The organism is Streptomyces sp. NPDC001700, assembly GCF_053596435.1.
In genome coordinates, this window is the sequence record NZ_JBSFGE010000025.1 from 1 (window position 1) to 18885 (window position 18885).

Genomic DNA, 18885 nt, shown 5'->3' on the forward strand with positions numbered 1-18885 from the left:
CGCGCACCGGCCTCAAGGGACTGGATATGCGCGAGCTGACCGCGCCGGGCCAGCGCCCACTGATCATGCGTGGCCTTGGTGATACTGCCCGCCCACCGCGAGGAAGACTCCCCGGTCAAAGCCCGCTTACGCTGCGCCCACCGCTCACTGTCATGTTCCAACCCGGCCGCGCAGCGGACCTTCCAGTCCCGGGAGGCCAGAGAGCCCAGCAGATCACCGACCAGGCGCAGGACCTTCTCGTCCTGCCCGGTCAGCCCCTTGAGACTGCCACGGATGGCCACCCCGGACGGGCCAGGCACCACGAACGGCGCAGCCACCTCGCGTAACCCGCCCACCCCGCGCCCCCCTTGCCCGGACCGAACTTCTCCTGTCACCGCACCCAACGAGCGCCACCCGTAAAGGTCACGTGTGCGATGCGAGAACTCCCGTTCCCTTCCGCAGCTCGTCGCACATGGGGGCTTACAGCAGCGCGCCGGAGGCGAAGCGCAGGACGAGCTGGGGGGCGCCGGAGAGGGCTATGCCGAGGACGGCGGCCAGGCCGATGGCGGCCGTCAGGGGGGCGGTGGCCGCCACGGGGGTGACGGATGCCACGCCCGTGGTGTCCGGTGCGGGCTCCGGGGCGCGGAAGAGGATCGCCGTCCACTGGAGGTAGTAGTAGAGGGCGATCACCACGTTGAGCGCCATCACGACGGCCAGCCAGCCGAGCCCCGCGTCGACGGCCGTCTGGAAGACGGTCACCTTGGCGAAGAGCCCGATGATGCCCGGCGGCAGTCCGGCCAGGCACAGCAGGAAGAAGCCGAGCGCGAGGGCGGCGGCCGGGCGGGTGGCGTACAGGCCCCGGTAGTCGGTGATACGGCCGCTGGCGTGCGTACGGGCGACCAGGGCGACGACCGCGAAGGCGCCGAGGTTCACGGCCGCGTACATGAGGGCGTACGCGACGGTCGAGCCGATGGCGTGGGCCGCGTCCCGGTCGGAGCCCGCGTATCCGGCGGCCGCGATCGGGACCAGCAGATAGCCCGCCTGGCCGACGGAGGACCAGGCCAGTACGCGTACGGCGCTGTGCGCGCGCTCGGGGCGCTGGCGCAGCGCGGCGACGTTGCCCGCGGTCATGGTGAGGGCGGCGAGGACGGCGATGGCCGGGCCCCATACGTCGTCGTACGCCGGGAAGGCGAGGACGGTCACCAGGATGAGGCCGGAGAAGCCGACCGCCTTGCCGACGACGGAGAGATAGGCGGCCACCGGGATCGGCGCGCCGACGTACGTGTCGGGGACCCAGAAGTGGAAGGGCACGGCGGCGGTCTTGAAGGCGAAGCCGACCAGGGTGAGGACGACGCCCGCCTGGGCGAGCGTGTCGAGCCGCGGGTCGACGTGGGCGAGGCCGTCGGCGATCCGGGACAGGTGGAGGCTGCCGGTGGCGGCGTAGACGAAGCTGACGCCGAGCAGCATGACGGCGGTCGCGGTGACCGAGGAGAGGAAGAACTTCAGCGCGGCCTCGGAGGAGAGCCGGCTCTCCCGGCGCATTCCGACGAGCGCGAAGGCGGGCAGGGAGGCCACCTCCAGGGCGACGACGAGGGTCGCCAGGTCCCGGGAGGCGGGCAGCAGGGCCGCGCCCGCGGCGGAGGACAGCAGCAGGAACCAGAACTCGCCCGCGGGGAGCCGCAGGTCCTTGACGCTGCTGATGGACAGCAGCGCGGTGAGCAGTGCCCCGCCGAGCACCAGCAGCTGGATGACGAGGGCGAACGTGTCGGCCGTGTAGCTGCACGCCCCGTCGCCGGAGGTGAGGCAGAAGGTGGAGCGGTCCCGGCTCAGCAGGGGCAGCAGGCTGAGCCCGGCCAGGACGAGGCCCGCGGTCGCGAGCCATCCCAGGAGGGGCTTGCGCTGCTCGGGCAGGAAGAGGTCGGCGACGAGGACGACGAGACCGGCCACGGCGGCGATGGTGGGCGGCGCGACGGCGAGCCAGTCGACGGACTGGACGAGCCCCGCGGCGAGATCAGAGGCGATCGGTGTCATCAGTTGCCTCCCGCGAGGAGCTGCTGCACGGCCGGGTCGGTGAGGCCGAGGAGGGCCGCGGGCCACAGTCCGGCGAGGACGGTGAGGGCCACCAGGGGGCTCCAGGCGGCGAATTCGTAGCCCTGGACGTCGGCCAGGGCGGGCCGGGCGGCGCCGTGTTCGGCGCCGGGTTCCACGGGGTGGTCGCCCATGCAGACGCGCCGTACGACGATGAGCATGTAGGCGGCGGTCAGCAGGGTGCCGAAGCCCGCGAGCGCCATATAGGTGAGGTAGGCGGGGCGGCTGAGCCCGTCGGCGGGTTCGAAGGCGCCGAACATGGCGAGCATCTCGCCCCAGAACCCGGCGAGTCCGGGCAGCCCCAGGGAGGCGACGGCGCCGAAGGCGAGCAGCCCGCCGAGCCGGGGCGCCCGGCCGTAGAGGGCGGCGCCGCTGACGCCCGAGAGCTGGTCCAGGTCGGTGGTGCCGGAGCGGTCCTTGAGGGCGCCGACCAGGAAGAAGAGCAGGCCGGTGATGAGGCCGTGGGCGATGTTGGCGAACAGCGCGCCGTTCACCCCGGTGGGGGTGAGGGTGGCGATGCCGAGCAGCACGAAGCCCATGTGGCCGACGGAGGAGTAGGCGATGAGCCGCTTGAGGTCGCCGCCCGCGCCGCTGCGCGCCAAGGCGAGGCAGGCGAGGGATCCATAGATGATGCCGACGACGGCGAACGCCGCGAGGTAGGGCGCGAAGGTGTGGGCGCCCTCGGGGACGATCGGCAGCACGATGCGGACCAGTCCGTACGTGCCCATCTTGAGGAGAACGCCCGCGAGGAGGACCGAGCCGACCGTGGGGGCGGCGGTGTGGGCGTCCGGCAGCCAGCTGTGCAGCGGCCACATCGGGGCCTTGACGGCGAGTCCGACGATGAGCGCGAGGGCCGCGATGAGCTGGGTGGTGTGGGTCAGCCCGGCGCCACTGTCAGTGGCGAGTGCCACCATGTCGAAGGTGCCGCCCTTGACCCCGATGAGGAGGAGGCCCAGCAGCATGACGACGGAGCCGAGCAGCGTGTAGAGGATGAACCGCCAGGCGGCGCGCTCCCGTTCGGCGCCTCCCCACTGGTTGATGAGGAAGTACATCGGGATGAGCGTCATCTCGAACGCCAGGAAGAACAGCATCAGGTCGAGGACCGCGAAGCTGGCCAGGGTGCCGCACTCCAGGAGGAGCAGCAGCGAGACGAATCCCTTTGGAGAGGGAGTGGATCCTCCGGCGGGCATCTTCTTGTACGAGTAGAGCGCGCAGAGGAACGTCAGCAGCGCGGTCAGGACCAGGAGGGGCAGCGAGACGCCGTCCACGCCGAGGTGGACGCGGATGTCCAGCGCCGGGATCCAGCTGATGTCGGTCTGGGCCTGCATCGTGGCCGGGCGGCCGTGGTCGAAGCCCGCGGCGAGCGCGATGGCGGCGATGAGCACGGCGCCGGTGACGGTGACGCCGTGGCGCAGCACGGCCTGGCCCGGGTCGCGGCCCCGCAGGCCGGGCGGGGCCGGGAGCAGGGCGGCGACGGAGCCCAGCAGGGGGAGCACGACGACGGCCGCGAGGAGGTATTGCAGGACGGTGTGGTTCACGGGTCAGGCTCCCGCTGCGACGAGGACGGCGGCCACGGCCAGGACGAGGGAGCCCGCGAGCAGCGCGCCGAGGTAGGTCTGCACATTGCCGGTCTGGGCGCGGCGGACGGCCGCGCCGAGCAGGCGGGGGGCACCGGCCGCGCCGCGTACGTACGTCTCGACGACCTCGCGGTCGAGGAAGCGGACGAGGGCGGCGGCGGCGCGCACGGGGCGGACGAACAGGGCGCTGTAGACGGCGTCGAGGTGGAAGCCCGCTGCCGCGTGACGGTGGAGGGGGCCCAGGAGGAAGCGGCCGGGGTCGGCGGGGTCCTTGGCTCCGGCGATGGAGCCGTAGGCGGCCTCGTGGGTGGCGATGGCCTCGACCTCGGAGACGGCGTCGGCGGCGTCCGGGTGGGCGGCCACGGCGCCGATCGGCACGCGGGCGGCCCGCGCCGAGGTGTGCCGCCACGCGGCGTACATGACGAGCACGCCGATGAGGGCGGCGCCGGTGCCGACGACGGAGGTGGTGAGGGTCGGGGTGAGGGTCTCACCGTCGAACCAGTCGGGGAGGGTGCCGTAGGACAGGCCGAAGGCGACGGTGGGGACGAAGAGCACCCACAGGACGACGTTCAGGGCGGCGGGCTGCCGGCCGTGGTCGGGGGCCTGTTCGCCCTTGCCGCGGAAGGCCAGCAGCCACATCCGTCCGGCGTACGCGGCGGTGAGCAGCGCGGTGAGCACTCCGGCCACGAGCACGGTCCAGCCGACGCCCGTGGGAACGGCGGCGGTGTGACCGGTGGCGGCGTGCTCGGCGGCGCCGAGGACGGCTTCCTTGGAGAAGAAGCCCGCGAACGGCGGGATGGCGGCGAGCGCGAGCAGCGCGACCGTGGTCGTCCAGTAGGCGTCGGGGACGCGCTTCGCGAGGCCGCTCATCCGGGACATGGCGGCGAGGGAGTTCGTCCCCGCCGCGTGGATGATCACGCCCGCGCCGAGGAAGAGGAGCGCCTTGAACGCGCCGTGGGCGATGAGGTGGAAGACGGCCGCGCCGCGGTCGTCGACGGCCAGCGCGCCGGTCATGTAGCCGAGCTGGCCGACGGTCGAGTAGGCGAGGACGCGTTTGATGTCGTCCTGGGCGAGCGCGGCGAGCGCCGAGCCGACCATGGTGATGGCCGCCATGACGGCCAGGACGGCGAGGGCCGCGGCCGAGGAGGCGAAGACGGGCAGCAGCCGGGCGATGAAGTAGACACCGGCGGCGACCATGGTGGCGGCGTGGATCAGCGCGGACACCGGGGTGGGACCGGCCATCGCGTCCGGCAGCCAGGTGTGCAGCGGGAACTGGGCCGACTTGCCCGCGACCCCGGCCAGCAGCAGCAGCGCGATCAGGGTGGGGTGGTCCAGCGGAATGCCGGAGGTGGTGGCGGTGAGCCGGGCGTAGATCTCGCTGATGCGGAACGTGCCGGTGTCCCCGGCGAGCGCGAAGATGCCGATCAGGAACGGGACGTCGCCGAGCTTGGTGACGAGGAACGCCTTGAGGGAGGCGGACCGGGCGGCCGCGGTCTCCCAGTAGTGGCCGACCAGGAAGTACGAGCAGATGCCCATGATCTCCCAGCCGACGAGCAGCACGATCAGGTCGTCGGAGTAGACGACGAGGAGCATCGCGGCGGTGAAGAGGGAGACGAGCGCGGCGTAGGAGGCGTAGCGGGGGTCGTCCCGCAGATAGCCGGTCGAGTAGATCTGCACACAGGACGCGACGACGGCGACGAGGACCGCGACCAGGGCGGCGAACCCGTCGATGTGGAACGCGAGGTCGATCGGGACCGAGCCGGTGTCGGCGAGCCGGGTCGCGATGGTCAGCGGCGCCTTCCCGGCGCCCTCGCCGCCGCCCTGGCGTACGGCGACGAACACGGCGATCGCGGCCGCGGCGAGGACGGGCAGGATGGCGAGGGGGCGTACGAAGCCGGGGGCGCGGCGGCCCAGCAGCAGTCCCGCGGCGGCGCCGAGGAAGGGCAGGAGCGGGACGAGAACGGCGGCGGTCGTGGTCGTCACGCGGTCTGCCTCCGGGCGGGAGTTCCCTGGTCAGGGCCGTTGTCAGTGGCGGCTGCCATGCTGTCGTCCATGGGGTCATGGCCGCCCGGCGGGGGGTCGGCCAGGTCCCGGAGCCGGTCGACGTCGGAGGTGCCCCGGTTGCGGTACACGAGCAGGACGATGGCGAGCCCGATGCCGATCTCGGCGGCGGCGATGGCGATGGTGAACAGGGTGAGCGCCTGGCCCGCGTGCAGGGTGTCGCGGAGCCAGACGTCGAAGGCGACGAGGTTGAGGTTGACGGCGTTGAGCATCAGCTCGACCGACATCAGCACCAGGATCGCGTTGCGGCGGGCCAGGACGCCGTACAGGCCGGTGCAGAAGAGGAGGACGGCGAGCACGGCGGGGTAGGCGAGGTGCATCAGCGCTTCTCCTCAACCTTCTTGCGGGACAGCACGATCGCGCCGACGAGCGCGGCGAGGAGCAGCACGGACAGCGCCTCGAAGGGCAGCACCCAGTGCCGGAAGAGGCTCTCGCCGGAGACCGCGGTGGAGCCCTGTACGCCCTTGTCCAGGTCGATCCAGGTGGCCCGGAAGGCGTCCACGACCACCCACACCAGCGCGGCCGCGGCGGCGATGGCCACCGCGAGGGCGGCCGGGCGGTTGCCCGAATCGGCGTCCGGGGAGCGGCCGATGGGGGCCCTGGTCAGCATCAGCCCGAAGAGGAGGAGGACGACGACGGAGCCGACGTAGATCAGCACCTGCACCCAGGCGATGAACTCGGCGGTGAGCAGGAGGTATTCGACGGCGATGCCGCCGAGCGCCACCACCAGCCACAGCGCTGCGTGCACCAGCTGTTTGGTGGTGACGGAGACGATGGCCGCGCCGAGCGTCGCGATGCCCACGAGGAGGAAGGCGATCTCGACACCGGTGGGCGACAGGAACCCGTGGCCGGTGGCGGCCGCGAGGTGGACCGCGGTGCTCACGAGGCGGCCCCGTTCGTCCCGTCGGCCCCGTTCGCGTCGGCGGCTTCGGCGGCTTCGGCGGCTTCGGCGGCTTCGGCGGCTTCCGCTGCCTTGGCCTCTTCCGCTGCCTTCGCTTCGGCCGCGGCCTGCTTCTCGGCGGCCTTGCGGGCGGCGCCGATCTCCTTCGGCTCCTCGGCGGCCGGGTCGAGCGCGGGCGGCGCGGGCACCGTCCACATCCATTCGCGGAGCTTGTCCCGCTCATGGGTGAGGTCGCGGATGTCCTCCTCCGCGTACTCGAACTCCGGCGACCAGAACAGCGCGTCGAAAGGACACACCTCGATGCAGATACCGCAGTACATGCACAGGGCGAAGTCGATGGCGAACCGGTCCAGCACATTGCGGCTGCGCTCGCGTCCGCCCGGCGCCGCCGGGGGCACCGTCTCCTTGTGGGAGTCGATGTAGATGCACCAGTCCGGGCACTCGCGCGCGCACAGCATGCAGACCGTGCAGTTCTCCTCGAACAGCCCGATCACCCCGCGGGTGCGCGGCGGCAGTTCGGGCTGGACCTCCGGATACTGCGCGGTGTGCGACTTGCGGGTCATCGTGCGCAGGGTGACGGCCAGGCCCTTGGCCAGGCCGGAACCGGGAATACCCATCAGGAGATCACCACCTTGACGACGCCGGTGAGGGCGATCTGGGCGAGGGAGAGCGGAATGAGGCAGGTCCAGGCGAACTTCTGCAGCTGGTCCTCGCGCAGCCGCGGATAGCTCACCCGCAGCCAGATCACGACGAAGGCGAGGACGGCCGTCTTGAGCAGCGTCCACAGCCAGCCCACGTCGCCCGAGAACGGACCGTGCCAGCCGCCGAGGAAGAGGACCGTGGTCAGCCCGCAGAGGATGACGATGCCCGCGTACTCGGCGAGCAGGAAGAGCGCGAAGCGGAGCCCGGTGTACTCGGTGTACGCACCGAAGATGATCTCGGAGTCGGCCACCGGGGCGTCGAACGGCGGGCGTTGCAGCTCGGCCAGCCCGGCGGTGAAGAACACCAGCCCGCCGACGATCTGCCACGGCACCCACCACCACTCGAACGCGTCGAGGATGCCCGGCAGCGACACCGTGCCCGCGGCCATCGCCACGGACGCGGCGGCGAGCAGCATCGGCAGCTCGTACGCCATGAGCTGGGCGGCGGTGCGCAGGCCCCCGAGCAGGGAGAACTTATTGGCCGAGGCCCAGCCCGCCATCAGCGAGCCCAGCACGCCGACGCCCATCACGGCGAGCGCGAAGAAGATGCCCGCGTCGATGGTCTCCCCGACCGCCCCGCTCGGGCCGATCGGGATCGCGACCAGGACCAGCAGATACGGCAGCAGGGCGACGGCGGGCGCGAGCTGGAAGATCCGCCGGTCGGCCCCGGCCGGAACGACGTCCTCCTTCTGCGCGAACTTCACGCCGTCCGCGACCAGCTGGGCCCACCCGTGGAACCCACCCGCGTACATCGGCCCGAGGCGGCCCTGCATATGGGCCATGACCTTGTGCTCGGTCTGACCGACGAGCAGCGGGAGAACCAGGAACGCGACGAGGAGGGCGAGCAGTCGCAGCGCGACGTCGAGGACGTCGTTCACGCGGTGCCTCCTGGTGGGCCGTCGGGGTGGGTCGTCGTCTCGTCGTCGCCGGGTTTCGCGGCGCCGGGTTTGTCGGTGCCGGGTTGCGCGTCGTCCGGTTGCTCCGGGGCGTCCGGTTTCGCGGCACCGGGCTGGCCGTCGCCCGCTCCCGGCTCACGGCCGGACTCGGCCGCGTCGTCCCGCGCCGGGCGCGGGTTGTGCCAGGGGGCGTCGGACGACCGGGTCCGCCGCGCCGGGCGGGCGGAGGGACGGCCTGCGGCCGTACCCTCGGCTGTTCCGCCAGTGCCGCGGGCGGGGCGCTCCGGCTCCGCGCTCGGCGCGGCGTCCACCGTCGACTCCGCGTCGGCCCGCTGGCTCGCCGAACCCTCGGCCGTCGTCCGCTCCGATGGCGTCGGCTCGGCAGCCGAACCCGCCGACGCGCTCCGCGCCGGGGTACCGGACCGCGCATCGCTCGACGCGGCGTCGGCGCGCTCAGGCGCCGGGGTCGGTTCCGCACTCGGCGCGGCCTCCGCCGTCGTCTCAGCAGCGGCCCGCTGCGTCGCCGAACCCTCGCCCGCGCTGCGCGCACGGCGGGTCGGGCGCTCGGGCGGCGTGGTGCCGGACTCCCCCTCAGCTGCCGTCCGCTCGGGCGTCGGCTCGGCAGCCGACGCGCGCTGGCTCGCCGAGCCTGCCGACGCGCTGCGCGCGCGCCGCGCCGGGGCTTCCGTCGGCGGGGTCGCCTCGGGCTGCTGGCTTGCTGAGCCTTCGTCCGTGGTGCGGGTGCGGCGCGTCGGGCGCTCTGGTGCCGGGGTGTCGCCGGGCGCCGCGCCTGCTGCTGCCGGGCGGCGGCGGGCTGGGCGGTCGCCTGCTGCTCGGGCGCCGCGGGCCGGGCGGGCGGGGGCTGGGGGGAGCTGGCCCTTGAGGGGGCCCCATTCGTTGGGGTCGGGCACGCCCGGCGGGAGCATCTGGCGCCGCTTGGGGCCGCCGTGATCGGACTCGCCCGGCTCCTTCGCGCCCGGCCAGGCCTTGGCGACCCGGGCCGCCAGCACGAAGTCCTTGCGCAGCGGGTGGCCCTCGAAGTTGTCGGGCAGCAGCAGCGGCGCGAGGTCGGGGTGGCCGGTGAAGCCGATCCCGAACATCTCGTGGGTCTCGCGCTCATGCCAGGCCGCGCCCGCGTAGACGCCCACGGCGGTGGGCAGCGTGGCCGCGTCGTGCGGCACGGTGGTGCGGACCAGGAGGCGGCGTATGGCGGCGCCCGGGGCGAGGGCGACGACGTGCGCGGCCACCCGGAAGCCCTGGCCGGGCTCGTCCACCGCGCTCAGCCAGTCGAAGTAGGTGCAGCCGAGGGTGGAGCGGGCGGTCTCCAGCGCCGTGATCCAGGCCTCGGCGGGCACGTCGACCGTGAGCAGGCCGTACGCCTCCTCGGCCGTCGCGCCCTCGCCGAACAGTTCGGGGGCGGGGGTGGGGAGCCAGCCCACCGCCACTTCCTGCTCCGCAGGCTCAGTCGGCTGCGTCGGCTCGGTCGGCTCCGTCGGCTCCGTCATCGCGTGTCCTCCCCGGCGGCCGGGGGCGTGACCAGGCCGCTGCGCAGCGCGGCCGTGGACGGGCGGCGGCCGCCCTCCGTCGCGTACCGCTCCCCCAGCGACTCGCGGGCGATCTTCTCCTGGAGCTTGAGGATCCCCTGGAGCAGCGCCTCGGGCCGGGGCGGGCAGCCGGGGACGTAGACGTCGACCGGGATGATCTGGTCGACGCCCTTGGTCACGGCGTACGAGTCCCAGTACGGGCCGCCGCAGTTCGAGCAGGCGCCGAAGGAGATCACGTACTTCGGCTCCGGCATCTGCTCGTAGAGCCGCTTGACCGCGGGCGCCATCTTGTCCGTCACGGTGCCGGAGACGACCATCAGGTCGGCCTGGCGCGGGCCGGGCGCGAACGGGATCACGCCGAGCCGCATGAAGTCGTGGCGGGCCATCGAGGCGGCGATGAACTCGATGGCGCAGCAGGCCAGCCCGAAGTTGAACACCCACAGGCTGTAGCGGCGGCCCCAGTTCAGGACCACCTTCATCGGTTCAGGCGCCAGCCGGGCGAGCGGGCCGAGGTGGCGCGGCTCCGGGAGATCCACGGGAGCCTGCGCGGGGGTCGGTGTCACGTCCATTCCAGGACGCCCTTCTTCCATGCGTACAGCAGACCTACGGCGAGAAACCCGAGGAAGATGAACATCTCCACCAGGGTCGCGGCGCCGAAACCGGGCGCGGCGAAGACCGTCGCCCACGGGAACAGGAAGATCGAATCCACCGCGAAAATCACGTACAAGAAAGCGTAGACGTAGTAGCGGACCTGGGTGTGTGCCCAGCTCTCGCCCACGGGGTCCACGCCGCACTCGTACGTGAGCAGCTTCTCCGGCGTCGGCACCACCGGTCGCAGCAGCCGCCCTGCCCCGAAGGCCACGGCGACGAAGATCACCCCGACCGCCGCGACCAGACCCACCAGCGTATAGGCGTGGAAATAGTCGGCCGCGAGCGGGACGCTACTGGCCGCACGTACGGTCGTCGCCTCCGGCACGTCCGCCCCTCGCTCCCTGTCCTGCCTGCTGCTCGCCGACGTCGTGTGTTCGACGATCCGTACGCACGGGAGTCTAGGCCCTACCGGCGGTGGGGTGATCCGCCCGTCCGGCATGCGGAGCCCGCGGTGGACAGCGGTGGGTGGGGATAGCCCTACTCACGCCCGGCGACGCGCCCCATGGCGCCGCCCGCCGCAGGGCGGCAGTCTTGGCTGCCATGACCTCCAGTTCCCCCGGTGAGAGCGGCGGCGAGCGACTGCCGCGCCCGCCCGCCTTCGCCTATCCCGCGCAGACGTGGAAGGAGATCACGCATCTCCTGATCAATCTGCCGATGGGCATCTTCGGTTTCGTCTACGGGCTGACCTGGCTGGCCGTGGGCGTGGGCATGGCGGTCACGATCGCCGGTCTGCCCGTGCTGGCCGTGGGCCTGCTGGGGAGCCGGGGGTTCGCCCGGTTCGAGCGGTCCCGCGCCCGGGCGCTGCTGGCGGTCCGGGTGGACGAGCCCAGCCGGATGCCGCGCAGGGGGGACGACGGCTTCTTCGGCTGGGTGTGGCGGAGCCTGCGGGACCCGGTGGGCTGGCGGTCCACGCTGTACGCCGCGATCCGGCTGCCCTGGGGCATCCTCACCTTCACCGTGGCGCTGATCTCGCTGTTCATCGCCTGGCCGGTGCTGCCGTGGATCGCCCGGGCGCTGACCAATGTCGACCGGCTGATGGTGCGGGGGCTGCTGTCGCCGTCGGATGAGCTGGAGCGGCGTATCGCGGAGCTGGAGTCGGACCGGGGCACGGTGGTCGACACCGCGGCCGCCGATCTCCGCCGTATCGAACGCGACCTCCACGACGGAGCACAAGCCCGCCTCGTCACCCTGGCCATGGGCCTCGGACTCGCCAAGGAAAAGCTCGAAGAAGACCCCCAGGCAGCCGCCCGCATGGTCGACGAAGCCCACGGCGAGATCAAACTCGCCCTCCAGGAACTCCGCGACCTCGCCCGCGGCATCCACCCCGCCATCCTCACCGACCGAGGACTCGGCCCCGCCCTCTCCGCACTCGCCGCCCGCTGCACCGTCCCCGTCACCGTCACCGTCGACCTACCCGAACGCCCCGCACCCGCCATCGAAGGCATCGCCTACTTCACCGTCTCCGAACTCCTCCAGAACATCAGCAAACACAGCGCCGCCCGCACCGCCTCGGTGACCCTGGCCCGGTCGGGCAGCCGACTGCTGATCCGGGTGCGGGACGACGGCCGCGGCGGCGCGGGCACCTCAGTCGCGGGCACGGCGGGCGGCGGCAGCGGGCTGGCGGGGCTGACCGAGCGCATCGAGGCGGTCGACGGCCGGTTCGAGGTGGAGTCCCCGCCCGGCGGCCCGACCTCGGTGGACGCCGAGCTGCCGTGGCGCGACCGCGACGGCACGAGCCACACCGGCGGAGTCCCCCGCCGCACGGCGGCGGCCCGCCGCACCCCGTGAGCGCGCGGAAGGGGTGGGGCTAACCCCCGGGTGAAGACGCCGACCCGCTTCATGGCCCGGCCCGCCGGTGCCGGGGAATCTGGAGTACGACGACAGCGGCCAAGCCGGGCACCGGATTCTGCACCGGCTTCGGCTTCGGCTCGGGAGGACGGACGACGAGATGGCCACCGCATACGGACCGTACGAGCCGTACGAGCCGGGCAGCGAACCCCGGCGCGGCCTGGTGCCGCCGGTACTGCGCGCGCCGTTCGAGGCCCGCGTCTGGCGCGAGTTCCTCTATCTGGTGATCAGCCTGCCGATGGCGGTCCTGACCTTCTCGTACGCGGCCATCATGCTCTCCCTCGGCGCCGGGCTCCTGATCACCTTCCTCGGCGTCCCGGTGCTCGGCGCCGCCCTGGCGGGCTGCCGGGGGATCGGGGTCGTGGAGCGGGCCCGCGCCCGCGCGCTGCTGAGGCTCAGGATCGCCGAGCCGGAGCCGGTCCGCCCGGCGAGCGGCAAGCGGGGGCCGGTGTCGTGGGTGGGCGCGCTGCTCAAGAGCGGCACCTCGTGGCGGCATGTCCTGTACGCGCTGCTGCACCTGCCGTGGGCGATCTTCGCCTTCACCGTCGCGATGGTGTTCACCTGCTACGGCTGGGGTTTCGCGACGTATCCGCTGTGGCGGTGGGTCTTCCCCACGTACATCGATCAGCCCGGTATCGAGCTGTTCGGGGACGACAGCAGAGGGCGCCACTTCTACCTCGACACCCCGTTCGAGGTCACCGCGTCCTGTGTCCTCGGGGTGCTGGTCCTGCTGGCGACCCCGTGGGCGATGCGGGCGCTGACAGCCGTCGACCGGCTGCTGGTCCTCGGACTGCTGGGGCCGTCCCGGCTGGCGACCCGGGTGTGGGAGCTGGAGTCGGACCGGGGCACGGTGGTCGACACCGCCGCCGCCGATCTCCGCCGTATCGAACGCGACCTCCACGACGGAGCACAAGCCCGCCTCGTCGCCCTCGCCATGGACCTCGGCCTCGCCAAAGAGAAACTCGACGAAGACCCCGAAGCAGCCGCCCGCATGGTCGACGAAGCCCACGGCGAGATCAAACTCGCCCTCCAAGAACTCCGCGACCTCGCCCGCGGCATCCACCCCGCCATCCTCACCGACCGAGGACTCGGCCCCGCCCTCTCCGCACTCGCCGCCCGCTGCACCGTCCCCGTCACCGTCACCGTCGACCTACCCCAGCGCCCCGCACCCGCCATCGAAGGCATCGCCTACTTCACCGTCTCCGAACTCCTCCAGAACATCAGCAAACACAGCGCCGCCCGGACGGCCGACGTCGACGTGTGGCGCACCGAGAACCGGGTGATGCTGCGGGTCGGCGACGACGGGCGCGGCGGGGCGGGCACTGCGGGCGCGGGCAGCGGGCTGTCCGGGCTGGCCGAGCGCATCGAGGCGGTCGACGGGGCGCTGGTCGTCCACTCCCCGCCCGGCGGCCCGACGACGGTGACGGTCGAGCTGCCCTGGCGCTGATGTCGAGCTGCCCTGGCGCTGATACGGCGGACCGGTCGCGCGGAACCCGGTCGCGGGATGCGCGACGGATCCGTCCGAATCCTGGAATGCTGGCCCCGACAACGCGGAACAACGCGGACACGACTGGGGCCGGGGGCATCGTGGTGGAGGACAGAGTGCGGGTGGTCATCGCCGAGGATTCGGTGCTGTTGCGGGAGGGCCTGACCCGGCTGCTGACCGACCGGGGCCATGACGTCGTCGCGGGGGTGGGGGACGCGGAGACGCTGATCAAGGCGATCCGCGAGCTGGCCGACGAGGGCGCGCTGCCGGATGTGGTGGTCGCCGACGTACGGATGCCGCCCACCCACACCGACGAGGGGGTGCGGGCCGCGATCCGGCTGCGCCATGACCACCCGGGGATCGGGGTGCTGGTGCTCTCGCAGTACGTGGAGGAGCAGTACGCGACGGAGCTGCTGGCCGGGAACAGCCGCGGCATCGGCTATCTGCTCAAGGACCGGGTGGCCGATGTGCGCGAGTTCGTGGACGCGGTGGTCCGGGTGGCCCGGGGCGGTACGGCGCTGGACCCGGAGGTCGTCGCCCAGCTGCTGGGCCGCAGCCGCAAGCAGGACGTGCTGGCCGGCCTCACCCCACGGGAGCGGGAGGTCCTGGTCCTGATGGCCGAGGGCCGGACGAACGGGGCGATCGCCCGGCAGCTGGTGGTGAGCGACGGCGCGGTCGAGAAGCACGTCAGCAACATCTTCCTGAAGCTCGGCCTGTCGCCGAGTGACGGGGATCACCGTCGCGTGCTCGCGGTGCTCACCTACCTCAACTCCTGACGGCGGTGGCCGACCGGCGGCCCGGCGGGGGTCGTAGGCCCCCCGGCGGGGCCAAAGCGGGACCAAAGGCCGAGTGAGGGGATCACCAGACATCACGCCACGGACACCGGGAAAGTCCCGCCACACCGTGACATAACGGACACGTCATGCGGTATTTTCCGGGTGATCCACCCAGGGAAGGCGAACCTTACCGACGTACGATGGCCATGGGACAACCGGTCGGCACCGAACGGTCCAGGTGCGCCGCCTCGAGGGAGGTCCGAAGCAGTGACCAGCCAGGTCAGCAGCCCGGCCGAGCAGGCCGAACCAGCCGATCAGCAGGGCGAGCGGGGGCTCGCAGGGGAACGGGGAACACCGGACGGCGGCAAGGAGGTCCGCCGTCTGGATCGCGTCATCATCCGATTCGCCGGTGACTCGGGTGACGGTATGCAGCTCACCGGAGACCGGTTCACCTCGGAGACGGCGTCGTTCGGGAACGACCTGTCGACCCTGCCGAACTTCCCGGCGGAGATCCGTGCCCCCGCCGGCACCCTGCCCGGAGTGTCGAGCTTCCAGCTCCACTTCGCCGATCACGACATCCTCACCCCCGGCGACGCGCCGGACGTCCTGGTGGCGATGAACCCGGCCGCGCTCAAGGCCAATCTGGGCGACGTCCCGCGCGGCGCCGACATCATCGTCAACACCGACGAGTTCACCAAGCGGCCCATGGCGAAGGTCGGCTACGAGCGCAGCCCGCTCGAAGACGGCTCGCTGGACGCGTACCAGGTCCACCCGGTGCCGCTGACGACGCTGACCATCGAGGCCCTGAAGGAGTTCGGGCTGTCCCGGAAGGAGGCGGAGCGCAGCAAGAACATGTTCGCGCTCGGCCTGCTGTCGTGGATGTACCACCGGCCCACCGAGAACACCGAGAAGTTCCTGCGCCAGAAGTTCGCCAAGAAGCCGCAGATCGCCGAGGCGAACGTGGCGGCCTTCCGGGCCGGGTGGAACTTCGGCGAGACCACCGAGGACTTCGCGGTCTCCTACGAGGTGGCGCCCGCCGCCACCGCCTTCCCGGCGGGTACGTACCGGAACATCTCCGGCAACCTGGCGCTGTCGTACGGGCTGATCGCCGCGTCCCAGCAGGCGGATCTGCCGCTGTTCCTGGGCTCGTACCCGATCACCCCGGCCTCCGACATCCTGCACGAGCTGAGCAAGCACAAGAACTTCGGCGTGCGCACCTTCCAGGCCGAGGACGAGATCGCGGGCATCGGCGCGGCGCTGGGCGCCGCGTTCGGCGGGGCGCTCGCGGTGACCACCACGTCCGGTCCCGGGGTGGCGCTGAAGTCGGAGACCATCGGGCTCGCGGTCAGCCTGGAGCTGCCGCTGCTGGTGATCGACATCCAGCGCGGCGGGCCGTCCACGGGGCTGCCGACCAAGACCGAGCAGGCGGATCTGCTGCAGGCGATGTACGGGCGCAACGGCGAGGCGCCGGTGCCGATCGTGGCGCCGAAGACCCCGGCCGACTGCTTCGACGCCACGCTGGACGCGGCGCGGATCGCGCTCACCTACCGCACCCCGGTCTTCCTGCTGTCCGACGGCTATCTGGCCAACGGGTCGGAGCCGTGGCGGGTGCCGGAGGTCGACGGCCTGCCGGACCTGCGGGTCCAGTTCGCGACCGGCCCCAACCACACCACCGAGGACGGCACCGAGGTCTTCTGGCCGTACAAGCGCGACCCGCTGACCCTGGCGCGCCCGTGGGCGGTGCCCGGCACCCCGGGGCTCGAACACCGCATCGGCGGCATCGAGAAGCAGGACGGCTCCGGGAACATCTCCTACGACCCGGCCAACCACGACCACATGGTCCGCGTCCGGCAGGCCAAGATCGACGGCGTCGAGGTCGAGGAGCTGACGGTGGACGACCCCACCGGCGACGCCCGCACCCTGGTGCTGGGCTGGGGCTCGACGTACGGGCCGATCACCGCCGCCGTGCGGCGCGTACGGCGGGCGGGCGACCGGATCGCCCAGGCCCATCTGCGCCACCTCAACCCCTTCCCGGCCAACCTGGGCGCGGTGCTGGCCGCTTACGACAAGGTCGTCGTGCCCGAGATGAACCTCGGCCAGCTCGCCACCCTCATCCGCGCCAAGTACCTCGTCGACACCCGTTCCTTCACGCAGGTGCGGGGACTGCCGTTCAAGGCCGAGCAGCTGGCGACGGCCCTCAAGGAGGTCATCGATGACTGAGATCCTCTCGCAGCCGCCCCTCGCGCTGTCCGAGGCGCTGTCCCTGGTGCCCAAGGCCGAGGGCAAGCAGTCCATGAAGGACTTCAAGTCCGACCAGGAGGTGCGCTGGTGCCCCGGCTGCGGTGACTACGCGATCCTCGCCGCCGTCCAGGGCTTCATGCCCGAGCTGGGGCTGGCGAAGGAGAACATCGTCTTCGTCTCCGGCATCGGCTGCTCCTCCCGCTTCCCGTACTACATGAACACCTACGGGATGCACTCGATCCACGGCCGCGCCCCGGCGATCGCCACCGGCCTCGCGGCCGCCCGGCGCGACCTGTCGGTGTGGGTGGTCACCGGCGACGGCGACGCGCTGTCCATCGGCGGCAACCACCTCATCCACGCGCTGCGCCGCAATGTGAATCTGAAGATCCTGCTCTTCAACAACCGGATCTACGGCCTCACCAAGGGCCAGTACAGCCCGACGTCCGAGGTCGGCAAGATCACCAAGTCCACGCCGATGGGGTCCCTGGACGCGCCGTTCAACCCCCTCTCGCTGGCGATCGGCGCCGAGGCGGGCTTCGTCGCCCGCACCGTGGACTCCGACCGCAAGCACCTCACCCAGGTGCTGCGCGAGGCCGCCGCCCACCCGGGCACCGCGCTGGTGGAGATCTACCAGAACTGCAACATCTTCAACGACGGCGCCTTCGACGCGCTCAAGGACAAGGAGCAGGCCGAGGAAGCCGTGATCCGGCTGGAGCACGGCCGCCCGATCCGCTTCGGCGCGGACAACGCCAAGGGCGTCGTACGGAACCAGGCCACCGGTGACCTGGAGGTCGTCGCGGTCACCCCGGAGAACGAGGGCAGCGTCCTGGTCCACGACGCCCACGCGGCCTCCCCCACCACCGCGTTCGCCCTGTCCCGGCTGGCCCACCCGGACACGCTGCACCACACCCCCATCGGGGTGCTGCGCGACGTCCAGCGCCCGGTCTACGACGACCAGATGACGACCCAGCTCGACGCCGCCGTCGAGCGCGAGGGCAAGGGCGACCTCGGCGCGCTGCTCGCGGGGAACGACACCTGGACCGTCGTCGGCTGAGCCGTCCGTCTACCTGTACGCGGCCAGGCCGGGGTTGATCCCCCGGCCTGGCCGCTTCGTATGTCATGGAGCGTGGGCACTTTCAAAAAGTTAGCGCTGCGTCTAAGGTGGTGAGCGAATCGGACAACGCGACCGCGACCAGAAGAGAGACACCCCCATGAGCATCGTCGTCACCGGAGCCACCGGACACCTCGGCCGCCTTGTCATCGACGGCCTGCTGGAGAAGGTTCCGGCCGACCGGATCACCGCGGTCGTGCGCGACGCCGACAAGGCCGCCGACCTCGCCGCCCGCGGCGTCACCCTGAAGGTGGCCGACTACAGCCAGCCCGAGACGCTGCGCGGCGCCTTCGCGGCGGGCGACAAGGTGCTGCTGATCTCCGGCAGCGAGATCGGGCAGCGCGTTCCGCAGCACCAGGCCGTCATCGACGCCGCCAAGGAGGCCGGGGTCGCGCTGCTCGCGTACACCAGCGTGCTGGGCGGCCCGGCCGCCGACTTCACGCTCGCCGACGAGCACCGGGCCACCGAGCAGGCCCTCACCGAGTCCGGTCTGCCGTACGCGCTGCTGCGCAACGGCTGGTACAACGAGAACTACACCGAGCGGCTGGCCCCCGTACTGGAGCACGGCGCCGTCGTCGCCGCCGCGGGCGAGGGCCGGGTCGCCTCCGCCTCGCGCGCCGACTACGCGGCGGCCGCCGTCGCCGTACTGACCGGCGAGGGCCACGAGAACACCGCGTACGAGCTGTCCGGCGACACCGCCTGGAGCTTCACCGAATACGCCGCCGAGATCGCCCGGCAGACCGGCGAGGAGATCGCCTACCGCGCGGTCTCCGCCGAGGAGGTCCAGCAGATCCTGACCGGTGCGGGCCTGCCCGAGCCCTTCGCCGCCATCCTCGCCGACGTCGACACGGCGATCGAGCGCGGACGCCTGGCCGCCACCCCCGGCGACCTGTCCCGCCTGACCGGCCGCCCGACCACCCCGATCGCCGACTCCCTCGCGCTGGCCCTCAAGGGCTGACCCGGACCCATCAGCGCCGGGCGCCCCGGCTGTCAGTTCCGTATCGTGGATACGGTGATGACAGCCG

The 18885-nt window shown here is 72.1% G+C and carries 16 protein-coding genes and 1 pseudogene; 6 read left to right on the forward strand and 11 right to left on the reverse strand.

Going from position 1 to position 18885, the window contains the following annotated elements; translation table 11 throughout:
- From ACWC5C_RS33435 to ACWC5C_RS33485, 11 genes and pseudogenes are all read right to left on the reverse strand, one after another.
- Nucleotides 1-335 (reverse strand): annotated as a pseudogene (locus ACWC5C_RS33435) (IS200/IS605 family accessory protein TnpB-related protein); the annotation flags it as partial.
- Between the two features lie 124 nt (nt 336-459).
- A complete protein-coding gene (locus ACWC5C_RS33440) occupies nt 460-2010 on the reverse strand; it encodes an NADH-quinone oxidoreductase subunit N (protein ID WP_450881636.1) in 1551 nt (516 codons plus the stop codon).
- Nucleotides 2010-3605 (reverse strand): complex I subunit 4 family protein, encoded by a 1596-nt coding sequence (locus tag ACWC5C_RS33445; RefSeq protein WP_450881638.1) that lies wholly within the window; start codon nt 3603-3605, stop codon nt 2010-2012. The genes ACWC5C_RS33440 and ACWC5C_RS33445 overlap by 1 nt, the downstream gene beginning before the upstream one ends.
- A 3-nt stretch (nt 3606-3608) precedes the next feature.
- Nucleotides 3609-5627, reverse strand: coding sequence for an NADH-quinone oxidoreductase subunit 5 family protein (locus ACWC5C_RS33450; protein ID WP_450881640.1), 2019 nt, complete (start codon nt 5625-5627; stop codon nt 3609-3611).
- Entirely contained in the window at nt 5624-6025 is a 402-nt protein-coding gene (nuoK, locus tag ACWC5C_RS33455; protein WP_450881642.1) for an NADH-quinone oxidoreductase subunit NuoK, read from the reverse strand. The genes ACWC5C_RS33450 and nuoK overlap by 4 nt, the downstream gene beginning before the upstream one ends.
- Entirely contained in the window at nt 6025-6588 is a 564-nt protein-coding gene (locus ACWC5C_RS33460) for an NADH-quinone oxidoreductase subunit J family protein (RefSeq protein ID WP_385440652.1), read from the reverse strand. Before ACWC5C_RS33460 ends, nuoK begins: the two co-directional genes overlap by 1 nt.
- Nucleotides 6585-7223, reverse strand: coding sequence for a NuoI/complex I 23 kDa subunit family protein (locus tag ACWC5C_RS33465; RefSeq protein WP_450881644.1), 639 nt, complete (start codon nt 7221-7223; stop codon nt 6585-6587). Before ACWC5C_RS33465 ends, ACWC5C_RS33460 begins: the two co-directional genes overlap by 4 nt.
- Complete coding sequence (locus tag ACWC5C_RS33470; protein WP_385440656.1) at nt 7223-8185, reverse strand: complex I subunit 1/NuoH family protein; 963 nt, start codon at nt 8183-8185, stop codon at nt 7223-7225. Before ACWC5C_RS33470 ends, ACWC5C_RS33465 begins: the two co-directional genes overlap by 1 nt.
- The gene (locus ACWC5C_RS33475; RefSeq protein ID WP_450881647.1) at nt 8182-9708 is read right to left on the reverse strand and encodes an NADH-quinone oxidoreductase subunit C; all 1527 of its coding nucleotides are present in this window, start codon (nt 9706-9708) and stop codon (nt 8182-8184) included. Before ACWC5C_RS33475 ends, ACWC5C_RS33470 begins: the two co-directional genes overlap by 4 nt.
- Nucleotides 9705-10316 (reverse strand): NADH-quinone oxidoreductase subunit B, encoded by a 612-nt coding sequence (locus tag ACWC5C_RS33480; protein ID WP_450881649.1) that lies wholly within the window; start codon nt 10314-10316, stop codon nt 9705-9707. Before ACWC5C_RS33480 ends, ACWC5C_RS33475 begins: the two co-directional genes overlap by 4 nt.
- A complete protein-coding gene (locus ACWC5C_RS33485) occupies nt 10307-10723 on the reverse strand; it encodes an NADH-quinone oxidoreductase subunit A (protein WP_385440661.1) in 417 nt (138 codons plus the stop codon). Before ACWC5C_RS33485 ends, ACWC5C_RS33480 begins: the two co-directional genes overlap by 10 nt.
- 215 nt (nt 10724-10938) lie before the next feature.
- Between ACWC5C_RS33485 and ACWC5C_RS33490 the strand changes: the two genes are divergently transcribed.
- From ACWC5C_RS33490 to ACWC5C_RS33515, 6 genes are all read left to right on the forward strand, one after another.
- Nucleotides 10939-12186, forward strand: coding sequence for a sensor histidine kinase (locus tag ACWC5C_RS33490; RefSeq protein WP_450881651.1), 1248 nt, complete (start codon nt 10939-10941; stop codon nt 12184-12186).
- A gap of 160 nt (nt 12187-12346) precedes the next feature.
- Complete coding sequence (locus tag ACWC5C_RS33495) at nt 12347-13693, forward strand: sensor histidine kinase (protein WP_450881653.1); 1347 nt, start codon at nt 12347-12349, stop codon at nt 13691-13693.
- 155 nt (nt 13694-13848) lie between these two features.
- Nucleotides 13849-14508, forward strand: coding sequence for a LuxR C-terminal-related transcriptional regulator (locus ACWC5C_RS33500; RefSeq protein WP_385440877.1), 660 nt, complete (start codon nt 13849-13851; stop codon nt 14506-14508).
- Nucleotides 14509-14775: 267 nt separating this feature from the next.
- A complete protein-coding gene (locus ACWC5C_RS33505; protein ID WP_450881655.1) occupies nt 14776-16728 on the forward strand; it encodes a 2-oxoacid:acceptor oxidoreductase subunit alpha in 1953 nt (650 codons plus the stop codon).
- Nucleotides 16721-17803, forward strand: a complete 1083-nt coding sequence (locus tag ACWC5C_RS33510) for a 2-oxoacid:ferredoxin oxidoreductase subunit beta (protein ID WP_450881657.1) — start codon at nt 16721-16723, stop codon at nt 17801-17803. The genes ACWC5C_RS33505 and ACWC5C_RS33510 overlap by 8 nt, the downstream gene beginning before the upstream one ends.
- Nucleotides 17804-17960: 157 nt before the next feature.
- The gene (locus ACWC5C_RS33515) at nt 17961-18818 is read left to right on the forward strand and encodes an SDR family oxidoreductase (protein WP_450881659.1); all 858 of its coding nucleotides are present in this window, start codon (nt 17961-17963) and stop codon (nt 18816-18818) included.
- Nucleotides 18819-18885 lie beyond the last annotated feature (67 nt).

What these genes read in the sequence shown, in the direction of transcription:
- ACWC5C_RS33440 (WP_450881636.1), bottom strand. Translation starts at nt 2,010, where the DNA reads ATGACACCGATCGCCTCTGATCTCGCCGCGGGGCTCGTCCAGTCCGTC.
- nuoK (WP_450881642.1), bottom strand. Translation starts at nt 6,025, where the DNA reads ATGCACCTCGCCTACCCCGCCGTGCTCGCCGTCCTCCTCTTCTGCACC.
- ACWC5C_RS33465 (WP_450881644.1), bottom strand. Translation starts at nt 7,223, where the DNA reads ATGGGTATTCCCGGTTCCGGCCTGGCCAAGGGCCTGGCCGTCACCCTG.
- ACWC5C_RS33475 (WP_450881647.1), bottom strand. Translation starts at nt 9,708, where the DNA reads ATGACGGAGCCGACGGAGCCGACCGAGCCGACGCAGCCGACTGAGCCT.
- ACWC5C_RS33480 (WP_450881649.1), bottom strand. Translation starts at nt 10,316, where the DNA reads ATGGACGTGACACCGACCCCCGCGCAGGCTCCCGTGGATCTCCCGGAG.
- ACWC5C_RS33490 (WP_450881651.1), top strand. Translation starts at nt 10,939, where the DNA reads ATGACCTCCAGTTCCCCCGGTGAGAGCGGCGGCGAGCGACTGCCGCGC.
- ACWC5C_RS33495 (WP_450881653.1), top strand. Translation starts at nt 12,347, where the DNA reads ATGGCCACCGCATACGGACCGTACGAGCCGTACGAGCCGGGCAGCGAA.
- ACWC5C_RS33510 (WP_450881657.1), top strand. Translation starts at nt 16,721, where the DNA reads ATGACTGAGATCCTCTCGCAGCCGCCCCTCGCGCTGTCCGAGGCGCTG.
- ACWC5C_RS33515 (WP_450881659.1), top strand. Translation starts at nt 17,961, where the DNA reads ATGAGCATCGTCGTCACCGGAGCCACCGGACACCTCGGCCGCCTTGTC.